Origin of the sequence: Staphylococcus microti, assembly GCF_000934465.1 — a bacterium.
GTDB classification, from domain to species: Bacteria; Bacillota; Bacilli; order Staphylococcales; family Staphylococcaceae; genus Staphylococcus; species Staphylococcus microti.
This window is the reverse complement of sequence record NZ_JXWY01000002.1, coordinates 52,555-74,423: the sequence shown is the minus strand read 5'-3', so window position 1 is coordinate 74,423 and position 21,869 is coordinate 52,555. Positions and strand designations below refer to the sequence as shown.

General features: G+C 37.1%; 19 protein-coding genes. 11 read left to right on the top strand and 8 right to left on the bottom strand.

Annotated features, from left to right (window positions below; all coding sequences use genetic code 11):
- Nucleotides 1-76 precede the first annotated feature (76 nt).
- The gene (locus TP70_RS00525; protein WP_044358564.1) at nt 77-643 is read right to left on the bottom strand and encodes a helix-turn-helix domain-containing protein; all 567 of its coding nucleotides are present in this window, start codon (nt 641-643) and stop codon (nt 77-79) included.
- Here TP70_RS00525 and TP70_RS00520 point away from each other — a divergent pair.
- The gene (locus TP70_RS00520) at nt 642-2,219 is read left to right on the top strand and encodes an L-lactate permease (protein ID WP_084207621.1); all 1,578 of its coding nucleotides are present in this window, start codon (nt 642-644) and stop codon (nt 2,217-2,219) included. The genes TP70_RS00525 and TP70_RS00520 overlap by 2 nt on opposite strands.
- A 17-nt stretch (nt 2,220-2,236) precedes the next feature.
- On the opposite strand, the gene TP70_RS12130 is transcribed toward TP70_RS00520, so the two are convergent.
- The 6 genes from TP70_RS12130 to TP70_RS00490 form a co-directional block, all read right to left on the bottom strand.
- On the bottom strand, nt 2,237-2,824 hold the full coding sequence (locus TP70_RS12130; protein ID WP_156962247.1) for a hypothetical protein: 588 nt from the start codon (nt 2,822-2,824) through the stop codon (nt 2,237-2,239).
- A 606-nt stretch (nt 2,825-3,430) separates the two neighbouring features.
- Nucleotides 3,431-3,688: a hypothetical protein gene (locus TP70_RS00510; RefSeq protein WP_044358559.1), complete on the bottom strand. Its 258-nt coding sequence runs from the start codon at nt 3,686-3,688 to the stop codon at nt 3,431-3,433.
- 243 nt (nt 3,689-3,931) lie between these two features.
- Complete coding sequence (gene sdaAA / locus TP70_RS00505) at nt 3,932-4,831, bottom strand: L-serine ammonia-lyase, iron-sulfur-dependent, subunit alpha (protein ID WP_044358558.1); 900 nt, start codon at nt 4,829-4,831, stop codon at nt 3,932-3,934.
- Between the two features lie 16 nt (nt 4,832-4,847).
- Nucleotides 4,848-5,525, bottom strand: coding sequence for an L-serine ammonia-lyase, iron-sulfur-dependent subunit beta (sdaAB, locus tag TP70_RS00500; RefSeq protein WP_044358557.1), 678 nt, complete (start codon nt 5,523-5,525; stop codon nt 4,848-4,850).
- Between the two features lie 14 nt (nt 5,526-5,539).
- Complete coding sequence (locus TP70_RS00495; RefSeq protein ID WP_044358556.1) at nt 5,540-6,571, bottom strand: PTS sugar transporter subunit IIC; 1,032 nt, start codon at nt 6,569-6,571, stop codon at nt 5,540-5,542.
- A gap of 983 nt (nt 6,572-7,554) precedes the next feature.
- Entirely contained in the window at nt 7,555-9,081 is a 1,527-nt protein-coding gene (locus TP70_RS00490; protein WP_044358555.1) for an SLC13 family permease, read from the bottom strand.
- Between the two features lie 1,307 nt (nt 9,082-10,388).
- On the opposite strand from TP70_RS00490, the gene TP70_RS00485 reads away from it, so the two are divergent.
- Complete coding sequence (locus TP70_RS00485; protein ID WP_044358554.1) at nt 10,389-10,571, top strand: hypothetical protein; 183 nt, start codon at nt 10,389-10,391, stop codon at nt 10,569-10,571.
- 59 nt (nt 10,572-10,630) lie between these two features.
- Here TP70_RS00485 and TP70_RS00480 read toward each other — a convergent pair whose 3' ends face one another.
- Entirely contained in the window at nt 10,631-11,446 is an 816-nt protein-coding gene (locus TP70_RS00480) for a formate/nitrite transporter family protein (RefSeq protein WP_044358552.1), read from the bottom strand.
- A gap of 166 nt (nt 11,447-11,612) precedes the next feature.
- Between TP70_RS00480 and TP70_RS00475 the strand changes: the two genes are divergently transcribed.
- From TP70_RS00475 to TP70_RS00435, 9 genes are all read left to right on the top strand, one after another.
- Entirely contained in the window at nt 11,613-12,164 is a 552-nt protein-coding gene (locus TP70_RS00475) for a GNAT family N-acetyltransferase (RefSeq protein WP_044358550.1), read from the top strand.
- Between the two features lie 178 nt (nt 12,165-12,342).
- Nucleotides 12,343-13,092, top strand: coding sequence for a sirohydrochlorin chelatase (locus TP70_RS00470; protein ID WP_240626949.1), 750 nt, complete (start codon nt 12,343-12,345; stop codon nt 13,090-13,092).
- Nucleotides 13,064-13,525, top strand: coding sequence for a precorrin-2 dehydrogenase/sirohydrochlorin ferrochelatase family protein (locus TP70_RS00465; RefSeq protein WP_044358548.1), 462 nt, complete (start codon nt 13,064-13,066; stop codon nt 13,523-13,525). The genes TP70_RS00470 and TP70_RS00465 overlap by 29 nt, the downstream gene beginning before the upstream one ends.
- A complete protein-coding gene (gene nirB / locus TP70_RS00460; protein ID WP_044358546.1) occupies nt 13,518-15,923 on the top strand; it encodes a nitrite reductase large subunit NirB in 2,406 nt (801 codons plus the stop codon). The genes TP70_RS00465 and nirB overlap by 8 nt, the downstream gene beginning before the upstream one ends.
- Complete coding sequence (nirD, locus tag TP70_RS00455) at nt 15,923-16,237, top strand: nitrite reductase small subunit NirD (RefSeq protein ID WP_044358544.1); 315 nt, start codon at nt 15,923-15,925, stop codon at nt 16,235-16,237. The genes nirB and nirD overlap by 1 nt, the downstream gene beginning before the upstream one ends.
- The gene (gene cobA, locus TP70_RS00450; RefSeq protein WP_044358543.1) at nt 16,228-17,172 is read left to right on the top strand and encodes a uroporphyrinogen-III C-methyltransferase; all 945 of its coding nucleotides are present in this window, start codon (nt 16,228-16,230) and stop codon (nt 17,170-17,172) included. The genes nirD and cobA overlap by 10 nt, the downstream gene beginning before the upstream one ends.
- A 203-nt stretch (nt 17,173-17,375) precedes the next feature.
- The gene (locus tag TP70_RS00445; RefSeq protein ID WP_044358541.1) at nt 17,376-19,574 is read left to right on the top strand and encodes a 5'-nucleotidase C-terminal domain-containing protein; all 2,199 of its coding nucleotides are present in this window, start codon (nt 17,376-17,378) and stop codon (nt 19,572-19,574) included.
- Between the two features lie 302 nt (nt 19,575-19,876).
- A complete protein-coding gene (locus TP70_RS00440) occupies nt 19,877-20,134 on the top strand; it encodes a hypothetical protein (protein ID WP_240626950.1) in 258 nt (85 codons plus the stop codon).
- Between the two features lie 513 nt (nt 20,135-20,647).
- Nucleotides 20,648-21,379 (top strand): HAD-IIB family hydrolase, encoded by a 732-nt coding sequence (locus TP70_RS00435; RefSeq protein WP_044358540.1) that lies wholly within the window; start codon nt 20,648-20,650, stop codon nt 21,377-21,379.
- The last annotated feature ends 490 nt before the right edge of the window (nt 21,380-21,869 follow it).

Below are 21,869 nucleotides of genomic sequence, written 5' to 3'. Positions count from 1 at the left end.
AAGTAGGTCAGCAACGCTTAAAAAGTTGTTGACCTACTTTTCTGTTTGTAAGTGATAAAAAATCTTCCCCGATACATCACTTTCTATTCGACTTAGTTGAATCTATTATTAATATATATTCACAAATCTCATCTTCATCGTTGATAAATTGATGGTCTTTATGTGCCTCGAAATAAAAAGAGTCACCCGCTTGTAAGTGATACTTTTGTGAGTCGCCATTGCTTGTCAATTCAATTATAGTAGTTCCTTTCAGAACATATATATATTCTTTAACACCAACTGCATGTGCAGGGAAAACGCCTGTTTTTGATTGAGCAGGTAATTTATTAATAATGAATTCTAAGTCAGAACCAATATTGGGAGAAAGTAACATTCTTTCAAACCCGCTAATAGGATCAGTATATTTAAGATGTTCTCCTGATTTTATTTGAATAGCACGTTCTACTTGTTTTTCTCCTAATAGTTCTGAGATTGTAGTATCTAATCCTTCCGCTATTTGAGCCGCTACTTTTATTGTTGGTTGTTTTTCATTTCTTTCAATTTTAGATAACATCGCTCTACTTACACCTGATTTTTCAGATAGCACTTCGAGAGAATAGCCTTTTTCTAGTCTTTTCTTTCTAACATTTTCAAAGAAGTTCATGTTTAATTCTCCTTTAGTAGATATTTTTCTTGAAAAATCTCTTATAGTTTATTATAATCGCTTTAATTCTACTATGGTGGAATTAGATAATCAATTAGGGGATGATAATATGAGTCTACTGATAGCGGTGCTCCCCATAATAATCATATTTATATGTTTATTTGTTTTTAGATATTCAGCATTAAAATCAGGGGTTATAGCTTTTATATCCACAGTTATTATTGTATTTATAAAAGGTCCTTATCAAATTAGTTATGCACCTGTTATGGAAGCAACAATAAGTGCAGTGCTTATTTCATCAATAGCAGCTTATGTCATATTTTTCGGTATATTGCTTTTTCATTTGATGAATGAATCAGAGAATATCAAAGCTATTTCACATCAAATAAAAAACTTAACTGATGATAAAGCATTACAAGTCATTATTTTAGTAATGGGAATTTCTCCACTTATTGAATCTACAAGTGGATTTGGTACTGCTTTTCTGGTGGTAACACCTATTTTCATTGCTTTAGGAATTGACAACTATAAAGCAGCTTGCATTGGAATATTAAGCTTAATTGCTGTTCCTTGGGGTGCCTTAGCGACTGGAACAGTGATTGGTGCACAACTCGTTAATATTGATTTACAGAATGTTGGTTATTTAACAGCCATACTTACTTTTTTGACAATTACATTCTTCTTAATGATGTGTCTGTTTATTCTAGGAGGATATAAAACTGTTTTAGCCAATAAATGGCGAATTGTGATATATCCTTTAACCTTTTCATTTACTAATCTGATTTTCAACCATTTTATAAGTGTAGAATTAGCAGGGGTATTTAGTTCTTTACTAGCAATTATTATTGGCATAGGTAATGTTAAATTATACAATCAGAAAAATAACAACAATTATAAAAGATTATTATGGCTCTTAAGTCCATATATTATTTTGACGGTGCTTGTTTTGGTCACAAGAATTATCCCGTCATTTAAGATGTTTCTAAGTAATCATATGGTTGTATCATTTGAGCAATATCATTTTCAATTACCAGTTTTGTATTCTCCGGGGTTTTGGTTAATCCTAGCCTGTGTTTATACGATTATAAAGTTCCAAATTCATTTATCAATTGTTCAAAATGCTATACGTAAAACTTTTAAACAATGGGGATTATTTGTTATATCAACGACATCCTTCATAGCATTAGCTGAAATAATGGATGTCTCTGGCATGATTAGTGAAATATCAACTAGTTTAACTGATCAACTAGGAAGTTATTTTATTATTCTATCAAGTGTGATTGGTAGTATAGGTGGTTTTCTAACGGGTAGTAATACAGGTGCGAATGCAATGTTTATGAAGCTACAAGTACAAGCAGCACAACACTTGAATATTTCATCAGAGCTTATTGCGAGTCTACAAAATGCTAGTGCATCCAATGCAACAATGAGTACGCCTTCAAGAATTATGTTAGCTTCAGAAATATGTGGCGTAAAAGACCAAGAAAGCAGACTACAAGCATATATTATAAAAATTATGATGGTATCGACTATGTTATTAGTAGTTACGGCATATTTGTTAAATTGGTTTATTTAAAAAAGTAGTGAAGAAGCCTAAGTTGATAGGTCATCTTCACTACTTTTGTGTTTGCTGAACACTAATATACTTGCAGCAACAATATTGATAATAAGTATGATTGTTGTAATATCGGGGAGAAACAGTGCAATAACGGAAAAGACGAGTAACGATAGTGCGCTTATCAAGTTCATAAACTGCAGTAAGTTTTTAAGTGTTACTTGTGTATTGTGCTGAATAAATCGCGCACGTATATCAATAATGATTGAAATGCTGATTGTGATAATAATAGAAATAATGATAATGCTTATAAAAATGAATGTGTCCCAATATTGCAGTATGAGATAAAACGAAATCAAAGAAATGTACGTCATGCTTTTTAAATTGAAGTTCTGATTAAACCGTGTGTCTTTTAGATATTTTAAATATAAAATGGAAAAAATACCTGGCAACATAAAAGCCAAGCTACTATATGTTGTCATACCGTGTGCATGCAAATCTTGTATGAGTTGCGGAATGGTAAACACTGCTACACTTCCTAAACAAAGTAGGAATACAATCAATGCTCGATGATTTAGATGTTTGAGCGATGAGATAGGTGCTAACGGTGTGTCCGCATTTTTCATATGAACAGTACGCAAAATGATAAATGTAAAGAATAAAATAAACGTGTAATGCCATACAGAAATATATTGAAAGAGGGAACCTAGTCCAAATCCTAAAATTTTTGATATGTTTCTTAATAACGTAATACTTATTAGACTGTTTCGCATATTTCCATTTAACATGACAATTTGATTTTCAAGGCATAGTAAATAAATATTGAAAAGTATACTACATATTAAATATGTTATTAATAAAATGATAGCGTCATTCAAGTTACGCATAAATAAGAGCTGGATGACAAAGAATATAAAGATACCTATACTGCCAATCGCTCTTGTACTGAGTGTTGTTAATGTTTTTAGGTAGTTCAAATCAATATATATGAAGATTTCCATTATAGTACTCATAAAAATAATTGTGAACGGTGACAACTGAGTAGAAGCAATGATTTTAGTTGTGCTAAAAGCATACAATAAGCTTGAGGATAGGATCGTTAGTAAATAAAGGTATTTGAGATGTTTCAGTTTCATAACGATAGGCCTCCTTTAAGCAGTAGGTACAATAAAAAAGCACATGAGAATAGGCGACTTAACGTCTACGCTCATGCGCAATTGAATCTATATCATCTATTGTATCGTTTTATTTTTGTCGAGGATGCCTTTGTGGAAAGGTTCGTCATCAACTTCTTGTTGAACGGTAGCTGATGAGGATGCTTTGTTCTCTTCTAAACGGAATACGACATAATTATAGATGAAAAAACCAATGATACTGAGTGAAAATGATTGCATGAGCAAATATTGCCAAGTGCCTGCAATTAAATATGTCTCAGCGATGGTCGTTGTAATGACGAGTGCTAAAAACAATAACGCCAACTTTTTAAGCATCTTTCTCAGCTCCTTTTTATCGATGATGTGACCTTTTTTTGAAAAGCCTTACAACAGTTATATCACTTTTTAAAATAAAAAGATAGTATTTTTCAGAAAATTCTGCGATGAAATTATTTATATTATAAAAAGGAAGTCTAATAGAAAAGGGGAATAGTAAGCATCTTTATTTAAATAGAAACAAAAAAGAAGTTTGAGATAGGCTCGATATCTCAAACTTCTGTATATATAACTTTATGTTGTTTATGAGAATACTTCGTCTTTATTAGAAGTACCAAAGATTTTTTCTTTAATTGCTTGGCCTGTTGGTGTACCTGCAAGACCACCGATACCTGTTTCACGTAATGATGCAGGTAAGTTACGACCTACAGTGTCCATTGCCATAATAACTTCGTCTACTGGGATACGGCTTTCAACACCTGCAAGTGCAAGGTCAGCTGAGATTAATCCGTTACCTGAACCGATAGCATTACGCATAACACATGGAATTTCTACTAAACCAGCAACTGGGTCACAAACAAGGCCGAGTAAGTTTGCTAAGCTAATTGCAATGGCGTGACCTGCTTGTTCAGGTGTACCACCGAATGTTTCAACTGCTGCAGCTGCTGCGATTGCTGATGCTGTACCAACCTCTGCTTGGCAACCACCGATCGCACCGGCAACTGATGCGTTGTTAGCGATAATCATACCGCACATTGATGCTGAGAATAAGAATTTGATCATTTGATCGTTATCTAAGTCATGTGTTTTTTCTAATTTGAATAATACGCCTGGGATTGTACCTGAAGAACCTGCTGTAGGTGTGGCACAAATAATACCCATTGCTGCGTTAACTTCGTTTGTAGCGATTGCGCCTTGTACCGCTGAAATCATATCGCTACCTGAAAGGGCTTTATGTGTTTCATTATATTTACGTACTTTAATCGCATCTTGACCTGTATAGCCAGTCACACTTTTAACGCCTTCACCTGTTGAACCTTTTTCAACAGCATCGCGCATTGTATCTAAGTTTTGTTGCATTAAACCGTAGACTTCTTCACGAGTCATTCCGCGTGTTTCCATCTCATGTGCAATCATAATTTCGGAAAATGTTGTGTCGTTTTGCTCTGCGTATTCTATTAATTCTTTCATTGAATCAAACATGATTATTTCCCCCTGATTATTCGATGTAAGAGAAATTCAAGCTCGAATATTTCTCTCTCAACGATTCTAGTAATGATGCGTTCATTGCTTTATTTAAGTGTAATGCGAGGAGACAACGTCCACCGCTCATTGTTTTAATTTCTTCGTTAATATCTACGCCTTCTTCAACAAGTGCATTAATTAGAAGGTTGATTTCAGAAATACCACTTTCACCGTCGATCACAAGTAAGTTTGGCGTGTGTGATAAAAGGATACACATACCGTTCACGTGGATACTTTTTACTTTGAAAGCACCACCGCCAATTGAGATTCCGTTAAGCTCAACATGACGTCCGTCTTTTTCAAGAATGATCAATGCACAGTTTGGATGTTCACCTAAGCTTGTGCCTTTTTCTTCAATAAATTCATAAGGAATCCCTTGTTCTTTAGCGATTTTTGTTGATGTTTTAATGCGCTCATCAAATGTGCTAAAGCCGAGTAGACCACCGACAATCGCTAAGTCTGTACCGTGTCCTTTGTGTGTTTCAGCAAATGATTCGTAGTAGTGTACTTCGATAGACTCAGGTGTACCGCCTAAGACTGCACGCGCAGCCTTAGCGATTTTAACAGCACCTGCTGTATGTGAACTGGAAGGTCCCATCATAACTGGACCGATAATATCGAATGCACTTTGAAAGTCTTTCGTACGTGCCATAATGAATTCGCTCCTTAGTTTGTTTGATTGTTTAATTTATTTGATTTGATATTAAAGTTAAGATTACGTTTGCTCATAAATGTACCGATGATGTAGCTTAAGATAATGCTGATTACTGCAACAACAACGATTGTGATAACTGTTGGTACCACTTCGTTAAAGCCAAGTGCTACGATTGGACCAGCAATTGGTGTTGCCATACCCGGTTGGTTTACTACAATACCCATGTATGTGATAAATAAACCGTTAATTGCACCTACAATTGCGTTTGTACCGTATAGTTGAACAGGGTATTTCGCGATAATGTCAATTTGTGTTAATGGCTCGATAGCAACCGCAAAGGCTTTACCTGGGTTACCGATTTTAAGTTTTCTGAATAACACAAAGTTAACGAATGAGCTACCCATGCAACCGAATGCACCGATTGCCATTGGAATACCTGTTAAGCCAAGTAAGCTTGTAAATACCATTGAGCTAAGTGGTGTCATACCTACAACTGGTACGATCGCACCGATTACTAATGCTAATGCGTAAGGGTTGTTGTCTCCAACAGCTGTAACGGCTGTACCGATTTGTTTTAATACTGCGATGACACTTGGTGATACAATTGATGCAATACCGTATGCAACAGCTGGTGAAACTAAGATAACAACGATTAAGTCTAAACCTTCAGGCACACGTTTTTCGACTTGTTTTAAACCGAATGCAACGAAGTAAGCTGCGATAAATGCTGGTAATAATTTGAAGTCGAATAATACAAGACCTGTTAATACTGCGAATACAGGGTTAACGCCAAATTTCAAACAAGTTAAAATCCCAACTGCAACCCCGCTCAAGCTTCCTGCGATTTCCCCAATTTTGACGAAGTAGTCAATGTGGAATACGCCACCAATTGCGTATTTTAAGAAAGCTTCTGGTAAGAATGTCGCACAAGCAGCACCGGAGAGCGCTTGTAAGCTGACCTTACCATTTGGCGCAAACTTTAAGAATAAAGTCATAGCCAGTAAAACTACGAGTAAAGTACCAATACCTAAAATGAAATCCATAACCAATTCCTTCTCTCTAAATCTATTTTATTTTTTTAATCTCTCTCTCGAATGCAATCTCATCATAAAGGCTTTTGAAAGCGTATGCAATAGGGTTTTGAGAAGTAGGTAACACACTAATAAATATAAAATATAATCTTATAAAATAATTATATAGATTGTGAAAATATGTGCATTCAAGAATACTGATATACCGCATTGCGTTGACGCTTTTTCACATTAAAGTATAAAAGCTTTGACGCAAATAAGTAGTTGTGTCTTAATTGTGAACGGCATAAAGTTCTAATGTTGATAATTTTCAGACAAAAACTTTTGTAATTTTTGTTTAATAAATACACATAGTTATATGCGTTGTATTTATATTTTAAAATGTATGTAAAAATGCGGTTAGAACGCGAAGAATAGGGGATTGAGTGGGTAATATAAAGCTTTTTTGTTAGTGTGTATTTGAAAGAAGTGACAAATGGATTATAAAAATATTATCTGTTTAACAATATTATAAAAGTGTGTTACTTCATGTGTGGGTGGACTTTTTAGTAAACAGTGTGAGTGAAAAAACAAGAGTATGTGAATTTCACCAAAAGCTTCTCATGCGTAAGTCGGAGAAAAAGTTCAAACTCATGTCCGATGTGAAAGTGTAAAAATAGGGGTATGATATAGGCAGAGGTTGAGACATGGAGAAGTCCTTCCTCAAGCGTAACTTGATTTTGGATGTAACAAACGTATAGAGAAAGAGACGCTTTCTTCAATGTGGTCATTTTATTGAAATTGAAAAGACGTTTGTTACTATCTAGAACTTTATGCTATTCCCATATGGATCAAGTGAAAGCAGATATAACAATCCCTAAACCTTATACCCAAAAACACCTCCTTAACGAGGATGAAACAAGATTAAATCAAGCCGGATTTTGTTTCACCCTTGAGATGTTGAATGAAAAAGCGCACGAGAATGCTTCCTCCATTCTCGTGCGCTTTCGTATATTTTATAAAAGACCAAGCCATTGCCAGTATGTGGCACTAAAGAGAAGAACTAATATATAGCCGACAACTGTCAATGGTAAACCGACTTTCAAATAGTCTTTGGCAGTAAATGTCTCTGTTCCGTATGCCAACATACCTTGTGGTGAACTTACAGGGAGTAAGAAACCAAAGCTAATAACGAATTGTTGGATTAAAACGAAACCGATGGAATGATCGCCAAGACTTAATGTTGATGCTAATGAAATAAATACCGGAATCAATGCAGACGACAAGCTTGTTGCACTTGCGAATCCTAAGTGAATTAAGATGTTAAAGATTGAAATGAGTGCAATCGTCGCAATAAGCGGTAGATGTTCTAAGCCCATTAAACCGAACGTTTTATCACTTAGCCATTGTGCCGCAGTCGTTTGTAGTAAAACGTTACCTAACGAAATACCAACACCGAATACGATGATTGTCCCCCAAGGAATTTTACTTTCTGCTTCTTTCCAGCTCATAATCCCAATTTTTGGCGTTAACATAATCGCTAATGCTAATAAAGTGATAGATGATGAATCAATTGGGTGTAGTACTTTTTCCGTTGACCATAGTACGAGTAGGGCAACTGAGATAGCAATTAAACGCCATTCTTTTGGAGTAACCGGTCCTAATTCAGCAAGTTGTTGTTTGACAAGGTCGCTACCACCATCAATTTTATCTTTTTCAGGCGGAATGACTTTCAATACAACGAAATATAGCACGATCGACATGATGATAGACCATGGTGCTGCATATAAGAACCATTCGCCCCATGAAACATCATGACCAAGCTGGTTGTTAATAAAGTTAATTGCCACGATGTTTTGTGCTGCCGCCGTTTTAATACCAACATTCCAAATAGACACGGCTTGTACTGCAGTAATGACAAGTAAAGCAGCGAGACGGCTGTTTTTGCTTGCACCGAATGCAGCGACCATACCTAATAAGATGGGTACAACCGCACCAGTACGTGCAGTGGCAGATGGTACGAAAAATGCTAAAATGATTGCTACAACAATCGCACCGATTACGATACGTGTTGTTTTGTTACCTACGAGTGATAGAACCCATAGTGCTAAACGTTTATGCAAGTTTGTAATTTGCATGGCAGTTGCTAAGAACAATGCAGCAGCAACTAACGCAACGGCACTAGATGAAAAACCACTAAAAGCAAGCTTGAGTGCATTACTTGTGCCAAATGCTGTTGCACCTGTAATCGGTTCGCCACCTGCTTTTGGATTGCCGAGTGATTCGGCTAAATCTTGAACTGGACTAAATCCAAGTAAAAGAATAATTAAACCGATAATGATCGCAGCTGAGACAGGATAGCTCACAGCTTCAGTGACCCACAAGATGACAGCGAATGCCAAAATTGCAAGCGCACATTTCCCCATTACTGGCAAACTTGCCGGTGTCGGTACGAGTAATATCGCAAATAAAGCAACGAATGCGAGAATAAACCATACCGGCTTAAAGTTACTTGCAGTTTGTTTCTTTTGAGATGTTCCCATTGTTTAACGCCCCTTCTTTTTGTAAGTGGTTACATTGTATCAGCCAATAAATACAAAAATAATACAATTTTATATTGTTCATAAAATGGACACAATTTGTTCATAAATATATTATTTTGAGCTTGATATAAGTTTTATTCGATAAAAATAGCATGTAATACAAAGAACTTCACAGTCCATCATTTTAATTTGCTATGGGTATATTGGATTGCTGAACATCTGAACTTTGAAAGGACTTTATGCTTGGCGTCATTAAAAAAGCGACGCCTTAAGTTGATTTAAGTAGTCACTTATATTGGAGATAGAGCTTTGGGTAGTTGATGATGGGGGAACAGGCGTTGTTAATCAAACGTTTAAGGTTAATTAAAAAAGAATGTTAGTTCTAATAACATTAAGACTGAAAAGACACGCTTTAACTTCCTAAAAAAAGTAAACGATGAAATGTAATATTACGATCAAAATAATCAAAGAGATTTGTCCTATCTTTTCTTGCTCAGTGCCATTGTTCATTACCTCATAAAGTGAAAGCACAATAAAAATACTCAATCCAACATAAGATACCCACACATTTTGTAAAATCCAACTTAGTATTAAAAAAGTAAAAAAACAATGATCCCTGAAGTTTGTAATTTACCTATTTTCACAATATCACCCTCTAATTGAATTTGTACGATCAATAGTGAAAGCTTTTATAAAAGATATATCGGGGCTATCCCCATAATTTAGTAGAAAAATATAAAGACTATAGTAATCATAAATATTTCTAGCAAGAGTCCCGGTATAAAAATTAAAGAAGAAATCAATAATCTTTTAAAGTCGGATTCTTTTTCATCTTTAGTAAATGCCAACATGTAGTACACGTAAGCAAAAAAGATAGTTAAAATCATCATAGCCATCATACTGTAAAATCAGGGACTAAATAACCATGAACAATCAATAAATACAAAGTTACTACTCCAAATAACAAAAGTAATTGATATAAAATTAAAGTGATCATTTCTTCCTCCAGATGACTTATATAATATTTTATTTAAGTATAGTCACTAGTGTCGCATAAAAATTTATTATCCCAAAGAATTTTCTGTAAATTAATTGGCGAAGAAATAAAAATAGTTAAGTCCTCTACCATTTGGAAGTACATAAAATTTATGCCAACTCCTTTATTATTCCTGCCAAACTTGTGCATTCAATAAATTGTCAGAATTTCATACAGAACTTTTTCATATTAACGGTGCTACAATAAGGTCGATGTACATATGAGTTTGATCGCATCAAATTTTTTACATTCAATGATAGGAGAGATTGAGATGAATCAACGTTATGTTAAAGTATTAGGTTTATATGTTGTGAGTGCAGCGGTGCCTGCGATGTTAAATAAAATCTGTAAGTTGGATGGTTTATTGAAGTGGACAGTACAAACAGGGTTAGGTTATGGGATTTTCGCATATGGCTTGAAAGTAATGACGCGTCGTAAAAAAGCGGCGCAATAAGATAAATAAAAAATCCGACTGAATCAAATGTTCAGCGGATTTTTTATTTGTAATGATTACTATTTTTTCGGTGTGCCATTTAAGTAAGCGTATAATAGACCAATCATGACGCCGCCACCGATGTAGTTACCAACAAATGCGAAGACGATGTTTTTAAGGACTGCGAGCCAGTTTGCGCCATCAAAGTTGTAGAATAACATGCCTACGAAAAGACCTGCATTGTACACAACGTGCTCATAGCCCATAAATACGAAGATAACAACGCCGGCTGCGATGAAAAATGTTTTTGTCATGCCTTCTTTAAACATGAGTGATACGTAAATACCGATATTGATAAAGAAGTTGGCGAAGATCGCTTTGACTAAAATCGCATACCATGTTGGTTCTACTGTTTTGGCAGAAACTGTTTTTGTTAAGGCTTCAATCATTTCTGGTGTCATGACTTGTGTGAAGTAAAGTAGCCCGAATAGTACGAATGCCCCTAAAATATTTCCCAGGAAACATACTGCGAATAACCACATGGCTTTCGTGACATTAATTGCACGATAATACATGCCGACAGTTAAATACATAAAGTTACTTGTCAATAATTCAGAGTGCGTTAACACGATTAATACTAAGGCGATACTGAATGCGATTGCGCCCATTAAGTTCACAACGCCCGGTAATGCGCCTGCCATTTGTGTTTTCATTGCTAGCATAAAAATTGTGACAATGGCGAGTAAGAATCCTGACATCATTGATTTCAAAATGTAGCGTGGCATCGTGCGATCAAGCATGACTTCTTTCATCGCTACGCTACTAATAATCCCTTCTACAATTCCACGTGATGCATACGTGTCTTCAATTGTTTTCGTCGGTTTTTCAATCGACATTTTCAATCCCTCCATTAACGCATGATATTTCACACTTACATTGTACTTGATTATGTATCAGTTACATAGTGTCTTTTATATGTATTTTTGAGCGAACTATTACTTGTTTGATTGTTTCATTTGGTAGAATAACTTTTACGATATGAGAAAGAAAGGATGTGTCACGATGACACAACAGTTTCGATTGGCGACTTTAGAAGATACAGCGGTGCTTCATGATATGATGTATCGTTCGTTTACACCTTTACGTGAAGTAGGGATTGATTGGCCATCTGTCAATGCAACGCCTGATATGATAGAAGATAATATTCGTGACAATGCGTGTTACGTTTTAGAAGTGGATGGTAAAATTGTTTCAACATTGTCTATTCGTTTTCCGTGGGAGAGCGATAAACCTGTGTCTAAATATCCATTTATTTGGTGGTTGGCGACAGATCCAGACTATAATGGGCAAGGTTATGGTAGTGAAATGATGCGCTATGTCGAAGAGACGATTTTGCGTGATACATTGAAAGCGCCAGCGGTTGTGTTAGGAACATCTGCACGTAAAGTCGGCTGGCTGGAAGATGTGTATCAACGACGTGGTTATGAAACATTTTTTGAAATGGAAGACCCAACGAGTGGTGACAAAGGCGTGATGATGGTTAAAGTATTAATTCCAGAGCGCTATAATCCGTCATTTTTAACACCGCCACCGTGGTCTGAAGCGGATGAATAAATCGAGTACACGTGTTTTAGGTAAACCGAAGATATGTCGTTATGAATAGGTATTTATAAATCACTAGGGAATCCCCTTGCGAGTTGCATAGGGGGTTCCCTAATTTTATTTTAAGTTGTGAATAGAATCACAAAAACTTTGTGAATTAGCTTACAATATAAAGTGAGGGGTGAGTGGATTGCAAAAGACGATTTTAATTGTACACGGTATGCGAAAAGGAAAGTTAAATGAGACGTTGGCACATTTTGTTCATGAGTTGTTTAGTGGGACGTACATTGATTATGATGTGGCATTTTTAGAATCTAAGGAACGTTCCTTAGATCAAGTCATTGATGCAACGATTCAACAAGGCTATCGTGCAGTGAATCTTGTGCCGTTACTACTTTTTACAGCGTCACATTACTATGAAGACATTGCGGATCAAGTGCAACATTGGACGGCACAGTATCGACACGTTCGCTTTGTGTTAGCTGAACCGCTTGGCACACATCCAGCAATGGCGGAATGGGTATCACATCAAATAGCACGCTACGCACATGAAGTGGATGAGACGACAGGTATTGTTATCTTAGCACATGGCAATGCGCGTTTTGATGAACCGGATATTGCATTAACACGTTTAGCGAAACACCATACGACTGAACAACGACAATGTTATCCGAGTATGGTATATGGCAAGTTGAAATTTCAAGAAACGTTGCCACCATTAGCTGCACAATATGAAAAGTTATTGATTATCCCATTTTTCTTCTATGATGGTTATTTGGTCAATAAGACGAAACGACAAATTGCAGAACTTGCATTACCGACTGAAATTACGTATACGACAGCAATCAACTTCGACCCAGTATTAAAAAGTATTATCCTAGCGCGTATTGCATCATGCGAGGAGGCACACCATGTATCCGATACAGTTGAACTTGTGTAAGAAGCACGTAGTTATTGTTGGTGGGGGCAAGATTGCTTGGAGAAAATTTCAAGCACTCATACATGAAGGCTGCACCATTGATGTGGTAAGTCCTGAATTTCACGAAAGCTTTATGGAAACGCAATGGCCTGAAACGGTACGCTTGATGCAAAAACCATATGAAGCGAAAGATATTGAAACGGCAGTGTTAGTGATTGTCGCAACAGACGACCAGGACGTCAATGATCGTGTGGTACGAGATGCCCGAGATACACAATGGGTGAACCATACGGGAGACAGAGCACAATCCGATTTTTTTAACATGTTAACAATCAAGCACGACGATATGATGATTAGCGTAGGATCGTCGGGGCAGTCGATTCGTAAAACACAGGCATACGCAAAAAAATTAAAGGCATATTTAGAAACGTTAGAGGAGGATATCCATGAGTAAAACAAGATTATTAATGATTGGTAACGGTATGGCGGGGGTCCGCACAATCGAAGAAATCTTAGAACGTGATCCAGATAAGTTCGACATTACAATCATCGGTAAAGAACCTTATCCGAACTACAACCGTATTATGTTATCGAATATCTTACAAAACAAAATGACTGTCGAAGAGACAATCATGAATCCATATGAGTGGTATGAAGAGAATGGTATTCAGTTGATTACAGGCGATAAAGTCGTGACAATCAACCGTGAAGCACAAAATGTGGAAACAGAAAGTGGTCGTGTTGTTGAATACGATCAAATGATTATCGCAACAGGTTCAGATTCATTTATTTTACCAATCGACGGCTCACGCTTAGACGATGTTGTAGGTTTCCGTACAATTGATGATACTGAAAAAATGTTAGAAGTATCAAAAACGAAAAAGAAAGCAATCGTTATCGGTGGGGGCTTATTAGGTCTTGAATGTGCACGTGGTCTTGTCGATCAAGGTATGGACGTAACCGTTGTGCATTTAGCGGAATGGTTAATGGAAGTACAACTTGACCGTAAAGCAGGGGGCTTATTGAAAGCAGACCTAGAAAAACAAGGTATTAAATTTGAACTACAAGCGAATACGCAAGAAATTATTGGTCAAGATCATGTAGAAGGTATCCGTTTATCAGATGGTCGTGTGTTAGATGCTGACATGGTTGTAATGGCTGTGGGTATCCGTCCAGTGACAAAAGAAGCACGTGCTGCTGGTTTAGAAATCGGTCGTGGTATTGTTGTCGATGACTTTATGAAAACAAGTGATCCAAACATTTATGCCGTGGGTGAGTGTGTGGAACACCGTTCTAAAGTATACGGTTTAGTTGCACCACTTTATGATCAAGGTAAAGTGCTTGCTGACCATATTACCGGTAGACCAACAGACGGCTATCAAGGTTCTACAACGTTCACATCATTAAAAGTATCAGGTTGTGACCTATTTAGTGCAGGGCGCATTACTGAAAACGAAGATGTACGTGGTATTGAAACGTTCAATGGTGTTGATAACATTTACAAAAAAATCTTCGTTCAAGATAAGAAAATTGTCGGTGCGGTACTTTATGGCGATACAGAAGAAGGTAACCGTTTCTACAATATGATGAAGAAAGGCGACACAATTGATGAATATACACTTGTGTCTATCTTGCATAAAGCAGGCGAAGTAGATGCGATTAGTGTTGCTGATATGGATGACGACGAAACAATCTGTGGCTGTAACGGTATTTCAAAAGGTGTCATCGTTAAAGCGATTAAAGAACAAGGTTTAACATCTGTTGCAGACGTGACAAGAGTAACAAAAGCAGGGAACTCTTGTGGTAAATGTAAAGGTCAAATTGGCGAGTTGTTAGAGTACACATTAGGCGATGACTTCGTTGAAAGTGCACCAACAGGTATTTGTGCATGTACGGACTTATCACGTGATCAAATCGTGACACAAATCCGTGCGAAAGGTCTTAAAACATCTAAAGAAGTACGTCACGTATTGGACTTCAAAGATAAAGGCGGTTGTCCGAAGTGTCGTCCGGCAATTAACTACTATTTAAATATGGTGTATCCGCATGACCATGAAGATGAAAAAGCATCACGTTTTGCGAACGAACGTTACCATGCGAATATCCAAAATGATGGTACATTCTCAGTTATCCCACAAATGCGCGGCGGTGTAACAGATGCAGATCAATTAATCCGTTTAGGTGAAGTGGCGAAGAAATACAATGTACCACTTGTAAAAGTAACAGGTTCACAACGTATCGGTTTATACGGTGTGAAAAAAGAAGAATTACCGAAAGTATGGGATGAATTAGGCATGCGTTCAGCGTCTGCTTATGCGAAGAAAACACGTTCAGTAAAGAGCTGTGTTGGTAAAGAATTCTGTCGTTTCGGTACGCAATATACAACGAAACTTGGTATTCGTCTTGAAAAAACATTTGAATACATTGATACACCACATAAATTCAAAATGGGTGTGTCTGGTTGTCCACGTAGCTGTGTAGAATCAGGTGTAAAAGACTTCGGTATTATCGGTGTCGAAAACGGCTTCCAAATCTATGTTGGTGGTAACGGTGGTACAGATGTTGTGAAAGCAGAATTCCTGACAACTGTGCCAACAGAAGATGACGTTGTAAAATTATGTGGTGCGTACATGCAATACTACCGTGAAACAGGTATTTACGCAGAACGTACAGCACCATGGTTGAAACGTATGGGCTTTGATCAAGTGAAGTCAGTCGTATTAGACCCTGAAAAACAAGAAGAACTTTACGGACGTATTATGGAAGCGAAAGCAGCTGTTGCGGAAGAACCATGGAACGATATCGTAAGTGATGATCATAAACGTAAAATTTTCGAAGTGGAGAAGGTGTAATGCAGATGGCAGAAAAAGTAAGAGTGGCACATATGTCAGAATTAGAACCATTAATCGGCAAAAAAGTAATCGTTGGCGACAAACAAATCGGCTTGTTTTTAATGGAAGACGGTCAAATTAAAGCGGTAAATAATGTTTGCCCACATAAGCAAGGGCCGTTATCTGAAGGTACTGTAAGTGGTCATTATGTTTACTGTCCACTTCACGATCAAAAGGTTGACTTGAATACGGGTATTGTTCAAGAACCAGATGAAGGCTGTGTTGAAACGTATGCAGTTGAAGTGATTGATGAAGAGGTATATGTATGTCTGTAACAGACAATGCAACTAAAGTGTATTTAGTTGGAGCAGGTCCGGGGAATCCGTGCCTGCTTTCTAAAAAAGCAGAACGTTGTATTCAACAAGCAGATGTTATTTTGTATGATCAGCTTGTACATCCTTTTATTTTACAATTATCAAGACTGGATGCTGAATGGGTGCACGTTGGAAAAACGCCTTATACGAAATATATGAGACAAGAACGTATTAACGAATTACTTGTTGAAAAAGCACAACAGTATCGTTATGTTGTACGCCTTAAAGGTGGGGATCCTGCTGTCTTTGGTCGAGTGGCTGAAGAAGTAGATACGTTGCGTGCACATGGGATTAATTTTGAAATTGTGCCAGGTATTACAGCGGCAAGTGCGGCGATTAGTCAATTAGGGCGAGGTTTGACAGAACGACAAGTGTCAACGAACATCACATTTACAACCGGGCATTTTAAAGATAACGTTGAAAATGAAATTGATATTACAACACTTGAAAATGGCGGCACGTTAGCGATTTATATGGGCGTGAAACGTTTACCATTACTTATGGATGAAATTATGACAAAAGTCGGTATTGATTATCCGGTTGCGGTTATTTTTAATGCAACACGTCCGAACCAACATATTATTGGTGGCACGGTGACAACGATTGCCGATAAAATAGCACAATTACCAGAGCGACCGGGTCCGGGTGTGACGATTGTCGGAGAAGTTGTGCGTGATGTGGAAGCCATCAAGCCAGAGACGAACGTAGCACCAGAAATGGTATTATTGACGGGTGATCGTACACGCTGTATTGATGTGGCGTATGATATTTTTGAACAAGGTGGCGCCGCACTCATCGATGACCGTGCAACGTCAGCATTACATCCAAGTCAACATGATATTTTGACGGCATGGCTTGAAAAATTTAACTTTACGTCAGAGCGAACAATTGAATAGTACAAACGAAAAGTAGCGCAGAGACTTAAGAATAACAAGGTCTTATGTGCTACTTTTTTGCGTGGCGCGTGCTTTTTGGTAGCGTTGTCATTATTTGTTCAATAAAAGATATTTTCAAATTAAATTATTGAAAAATCAATAAAATTGGCGACATAAATGTGCTACGATAGAAGTGTTCAATACATCATATAAGGAGGTTTCAAATGAAGCAGACAGTTTTTCGATGGATAGCAGTATTTGCATTGATTTTCGGTTTTTGTGGTATTTTAGGCTTGAGTTCGGCACATGCAGAAACAACTGATATGACGGCAACTGAGCCAAGCAATGCGACTGAACTGGTATCTGACACATCAGAGCCTGTAAGTACGGTTGAGAAACAGGCGGCACCATCCGAAGTGGCGGACACCACAGCAACAGATACCGCAAATGGTGTGGAATCAGCGGATGATGTGACGATGCCAGAAGTACAACCAGAAGCGGTACCTACAACGTCTGGGCAAGATGAAGCAACAATGAGTGACAGTCCAAAAGCAGATCAGACAAAGACACATACGATTTTACATACGAACGATATTCATGGACGTATGATTGAAGAGAATGGTCGTGTCATTGGTATGGCGAAGTTGAAAACATTGAAAGAACAACAACAGCCAGACTTAATGGTCGATGCGGGCGATGCATTTCAAGGACTACCCGTTTCTAACCAATCCAAAGGGGAAGAAATGGCGAAAGCAATGAATGAAGTGGGTTACGATGCGATGACGATCGGTAATCACGAATTTGATTTTGGTTATGACCAATTGAAAAAGTTGGAAGGTATTTTGAACTTTCCGTTACTAAGTGCGAATGTATACAAAGACGGTAAGTTAGCGTTCCAACCTTCAACGGTTATTAATAAAAACGGTTTGAACTACGGTATTATTGGTGTGACAACGCCTGAAACGCAGACGAAGACAAACCCAGAAGGTATCGTAGGGGTTAGTTTTGCTGATCCATTAGAATCAGTGACACGTGAAATGAAGTTGTTGAACGACAAAGTAGACGCATTTGTCATTTTATCTCACTTAGGAATTGATCCGTCAACGCAACAAAAATGGCGTGGCGACTACTTAACGCAACAATTACATGCGATGTCAGACTTCAAACATCCAATTGTTGTGATTGATGGGCACTCACATACAGTGTTAGACAACGGTCAAATGTTTGGGACAGATGTTTTGGCACAAACGGGTACAGCATTAGCGAATGTCGGTAAAGTGACATTTGATGTGACAGACGGCAAGTTAAGCAATGCGAAAGCGACATTGATTAATGTGAAAGATGTGGCAGATATTACACCGAATGCAGAATTAAAAGCACAATTAGACAAAGCAAACGATGCCTATTTAGAAGCAACATCTGAAGTCATTATTCCGAATAACACAATTCATTTTAAAGGCGAACGTGATGACGTACGTACACAAGAAACAAACTTAGGCGATGCCGTGGCAGATGCAATGGAAGCTTATGGACAACATGGTTTTAGTACACCATCAGACTTTGCGGTGACAAACTCTGGCGGTATTCGTGCATCTATTACACCGGGGACTGTGAAGTTAAGTGATGTGATCACAGTATTGCCATTCGGTAACACGATTGCACAAATTAAAGTGTCAGGCGAAAATGTGTTAAAAGCATTTGAACACAGCTTGAGTGCACCGACACAAACAGTGGATGGCAAAACACAATTCACAGCGAATGGTGGTTTGTTACAAATTTCAAAAGGTGTACGCGTGTACTATGACATGAACAAAGCACCTGGACAACGTGTGAATGAAGTACAAGTGTTAAACAAACAAACAGGTCAATATGAACCGCTAGACTTAACACGCATTTATAACGTTGCAACGAACGACTTTACAGCGTCTGGTGGCGACGGTTTTGATATGTTTGGCGGTCCACGTGAAGAAGGCGTGTCGCTCGATAAAGTCATGGCAGACTACTTGAAACACGCTGACTTATCACAATACGACACAACAGAACCACAACGCATGCTATTGGGTGAACCTGCTAAAGGTGAGACACCAGTAGTAGAACCACCTGTAACAGAACAACCAAATGCACCACAAGAAACACCGCAACCTGGTCAAAACACACCAGGGAAGGTCATCCCATTCCCTGTTTCGCCACAACAACCGGCTGCAACAGACAGTGATGTTACGCCGACAGTCGGACATCATGGCACAGTGGCAGCAACGCAAGTGGCAAACGGAACGATGACTGGACATGTGGTTGGAACGATGGCTGGAAACAGTGGGGAAACGTTACCAGCGACAGGTCAAGCAGCAGTAGGTCCATTGGCAATTGGCTACTTACTCGTCGGCGCAGGCCTGATGGTCGTACGCCGTAAACATGTAGCGTAAGTGCGACGAATCGATAAAATTAAAAGCTCAAATAGAATGTTAATGATATTCTGTTTGGGCTTTTTCATTCATTTGGATACTGAATTATAGCTTTTAATGTACTAAAAATGAGTGTGACTTCAAAATACATGATTAGAGCATTTATTATGATTAACACAAAGAATCTTAATATTTTGATTATTAAAATTTTTGTGTTAATATGTATATGTGGAAGTTTATTAGGGGAATGTTAAATTTTCTTTAAAGAAGAAATAGAATTTTATAAAGCTCAAGATCAACTGAGAGCTGGTAAAACTCAATTTGTGGATCATGGTGATGGTACATCTACACTGTATTTATCATCAGCTTATACTAAAACGATAGCTGTTTTAGGTAGTGGTGCTTTTTCGATTATTACTGGTTTAATTGGAGGAGTTATTTCTGGTTCTTTAGTTGCTATGTTAAGTACCATGGTTTCGGTTAATCTTCAAACTGATAAAGGAACATATATTAATTTTAAATCACAAAAAGATGCAGCAGGCCAGTACGTTTTGACTAGTACTGGCTGGGGCTACCAATAAGGGTGATTTTATGAATAGATTTTTATATTGGTGTAAATTTGGTTTGATAGTTGTTTTAGTAACTTCTACACTGCATTATTTACTTCCGTCTCCAGAGAGTATTTTTAGTTCGTTTGTTTTTTCTTTAAGTGTTGCTATTTTATCTGTTCTTATACTTTGGTTTTTAGCCGGGAACCCCCCGAAATAAGGACCCTTTTTTAGTGGATCTTATTTTGAGGGTGTAACATAAAAAGTGGACAGTATTTCCTTAAAATAAACTGGACCCTATAGATTAGACACTTAAAAAAGCGTCGGTCTATAGGGTTATTTTCATGTCTTTATACATTTCTGACGTGATAATATTTAGAAAAATAGATTGGGCTATAAATTGAATCATAATTATCTCTATTTTACGTAATTAGTTTAAAAGGTCATTCTATTAAAAAAAAGGGGGAAAAGCGAATTTTAACATAGTGAAATTGATTATAGTACGTGTTTGTGCTAATATAACTCTTGCGAAAGGGGGAATGGTACGTGAATATTGTATTTGATGTAGATGGAACTATTTGTTTCAATGGACAATATATTGAAAGAAATCTAGCGAACGAAATAAAAAGGCTTGGAGAAAGTAACACCATTATTTTTGCATCCGCTAGACCTATACGTGATTTATTGCCTATTGTAAAAGAATTAAAATACGATGCTTCAATTGGTGGTAATGGTTCTATTGTGCAAAATAAAGAATCTATAGAAGTAATAAAAGCCATAAATGAGCGTGAATATGCAGAAATAAAAAAGTTTAGTTTAAAGTATATAGTTGATGGTTCATTTAATTACGCTTCTAATCTAACTTCAAATAATATAATATACAAACAATTAGATCCAGATAACTTGGCTGAAAAACTCGAAATTCACAAGATTGAAGAACCTATTAAGATAATTTTAGTAGATATTCCTGTTTCATTATATGAAGATATAAAAAAGTACATTTCAAGATTTCAAGACATGCTATCAATCATTAATCATGATGATGAAAGAAATATTGATATTCCTGCTAAGGGAATAAATAAACATTCTACATTACAAAAGATTATTGGGGATGAGTCGTACATCGCTTTCGGAAATGATGTTAATGACTATGAACTACTGAAACATGCGGATAAATCGTATTATGTTGGTAATGTATCAGTGGATTTACCCTTTGATGTAACGAGTTTTGTAAATAAAGATGTTGAGTCTTTAATAGAAAAGATTAGAATGTATTAGGGAAAAAGATGTCATTTCAGTTGCGATTGGTAGTATGAGTTGAAGTATGTCCTACTCTTTATACATATAAAGCGCTTCTTTTTTGTTTTTGTGGTTATTAACAAATTTAAAGGAAGTGCTTTATTTTTTTTGTAAAAAAGATCCTGGAATTATGTCCTAGGATCATGGATCGTGAGGCAAGTAAGTGAAGAGCGATAGAATTTTCTTTTTACTGTGTCCGTATTCTTGACATAGATCCAGCCAAAACGACATCTCAAAAGTGGGCAGCACACGTTTTAAAGAAACGTGGACTGTCCACTTTTTATTGTCATCTCTTAACGACAGTGAGAAGCGTTATCAACTAGGCGTGGCGCGGTTTTCAACGGTTTGTGATTTTTTGAACAACTAGGGAATCTGCTCATATAAATAGGTGATTCCCTAGTATCGTGAAAAATTGAACAAAAGTACAATGAAAATAATAAGGAAAGTCTATGTCTTTTGAGGAGGATGA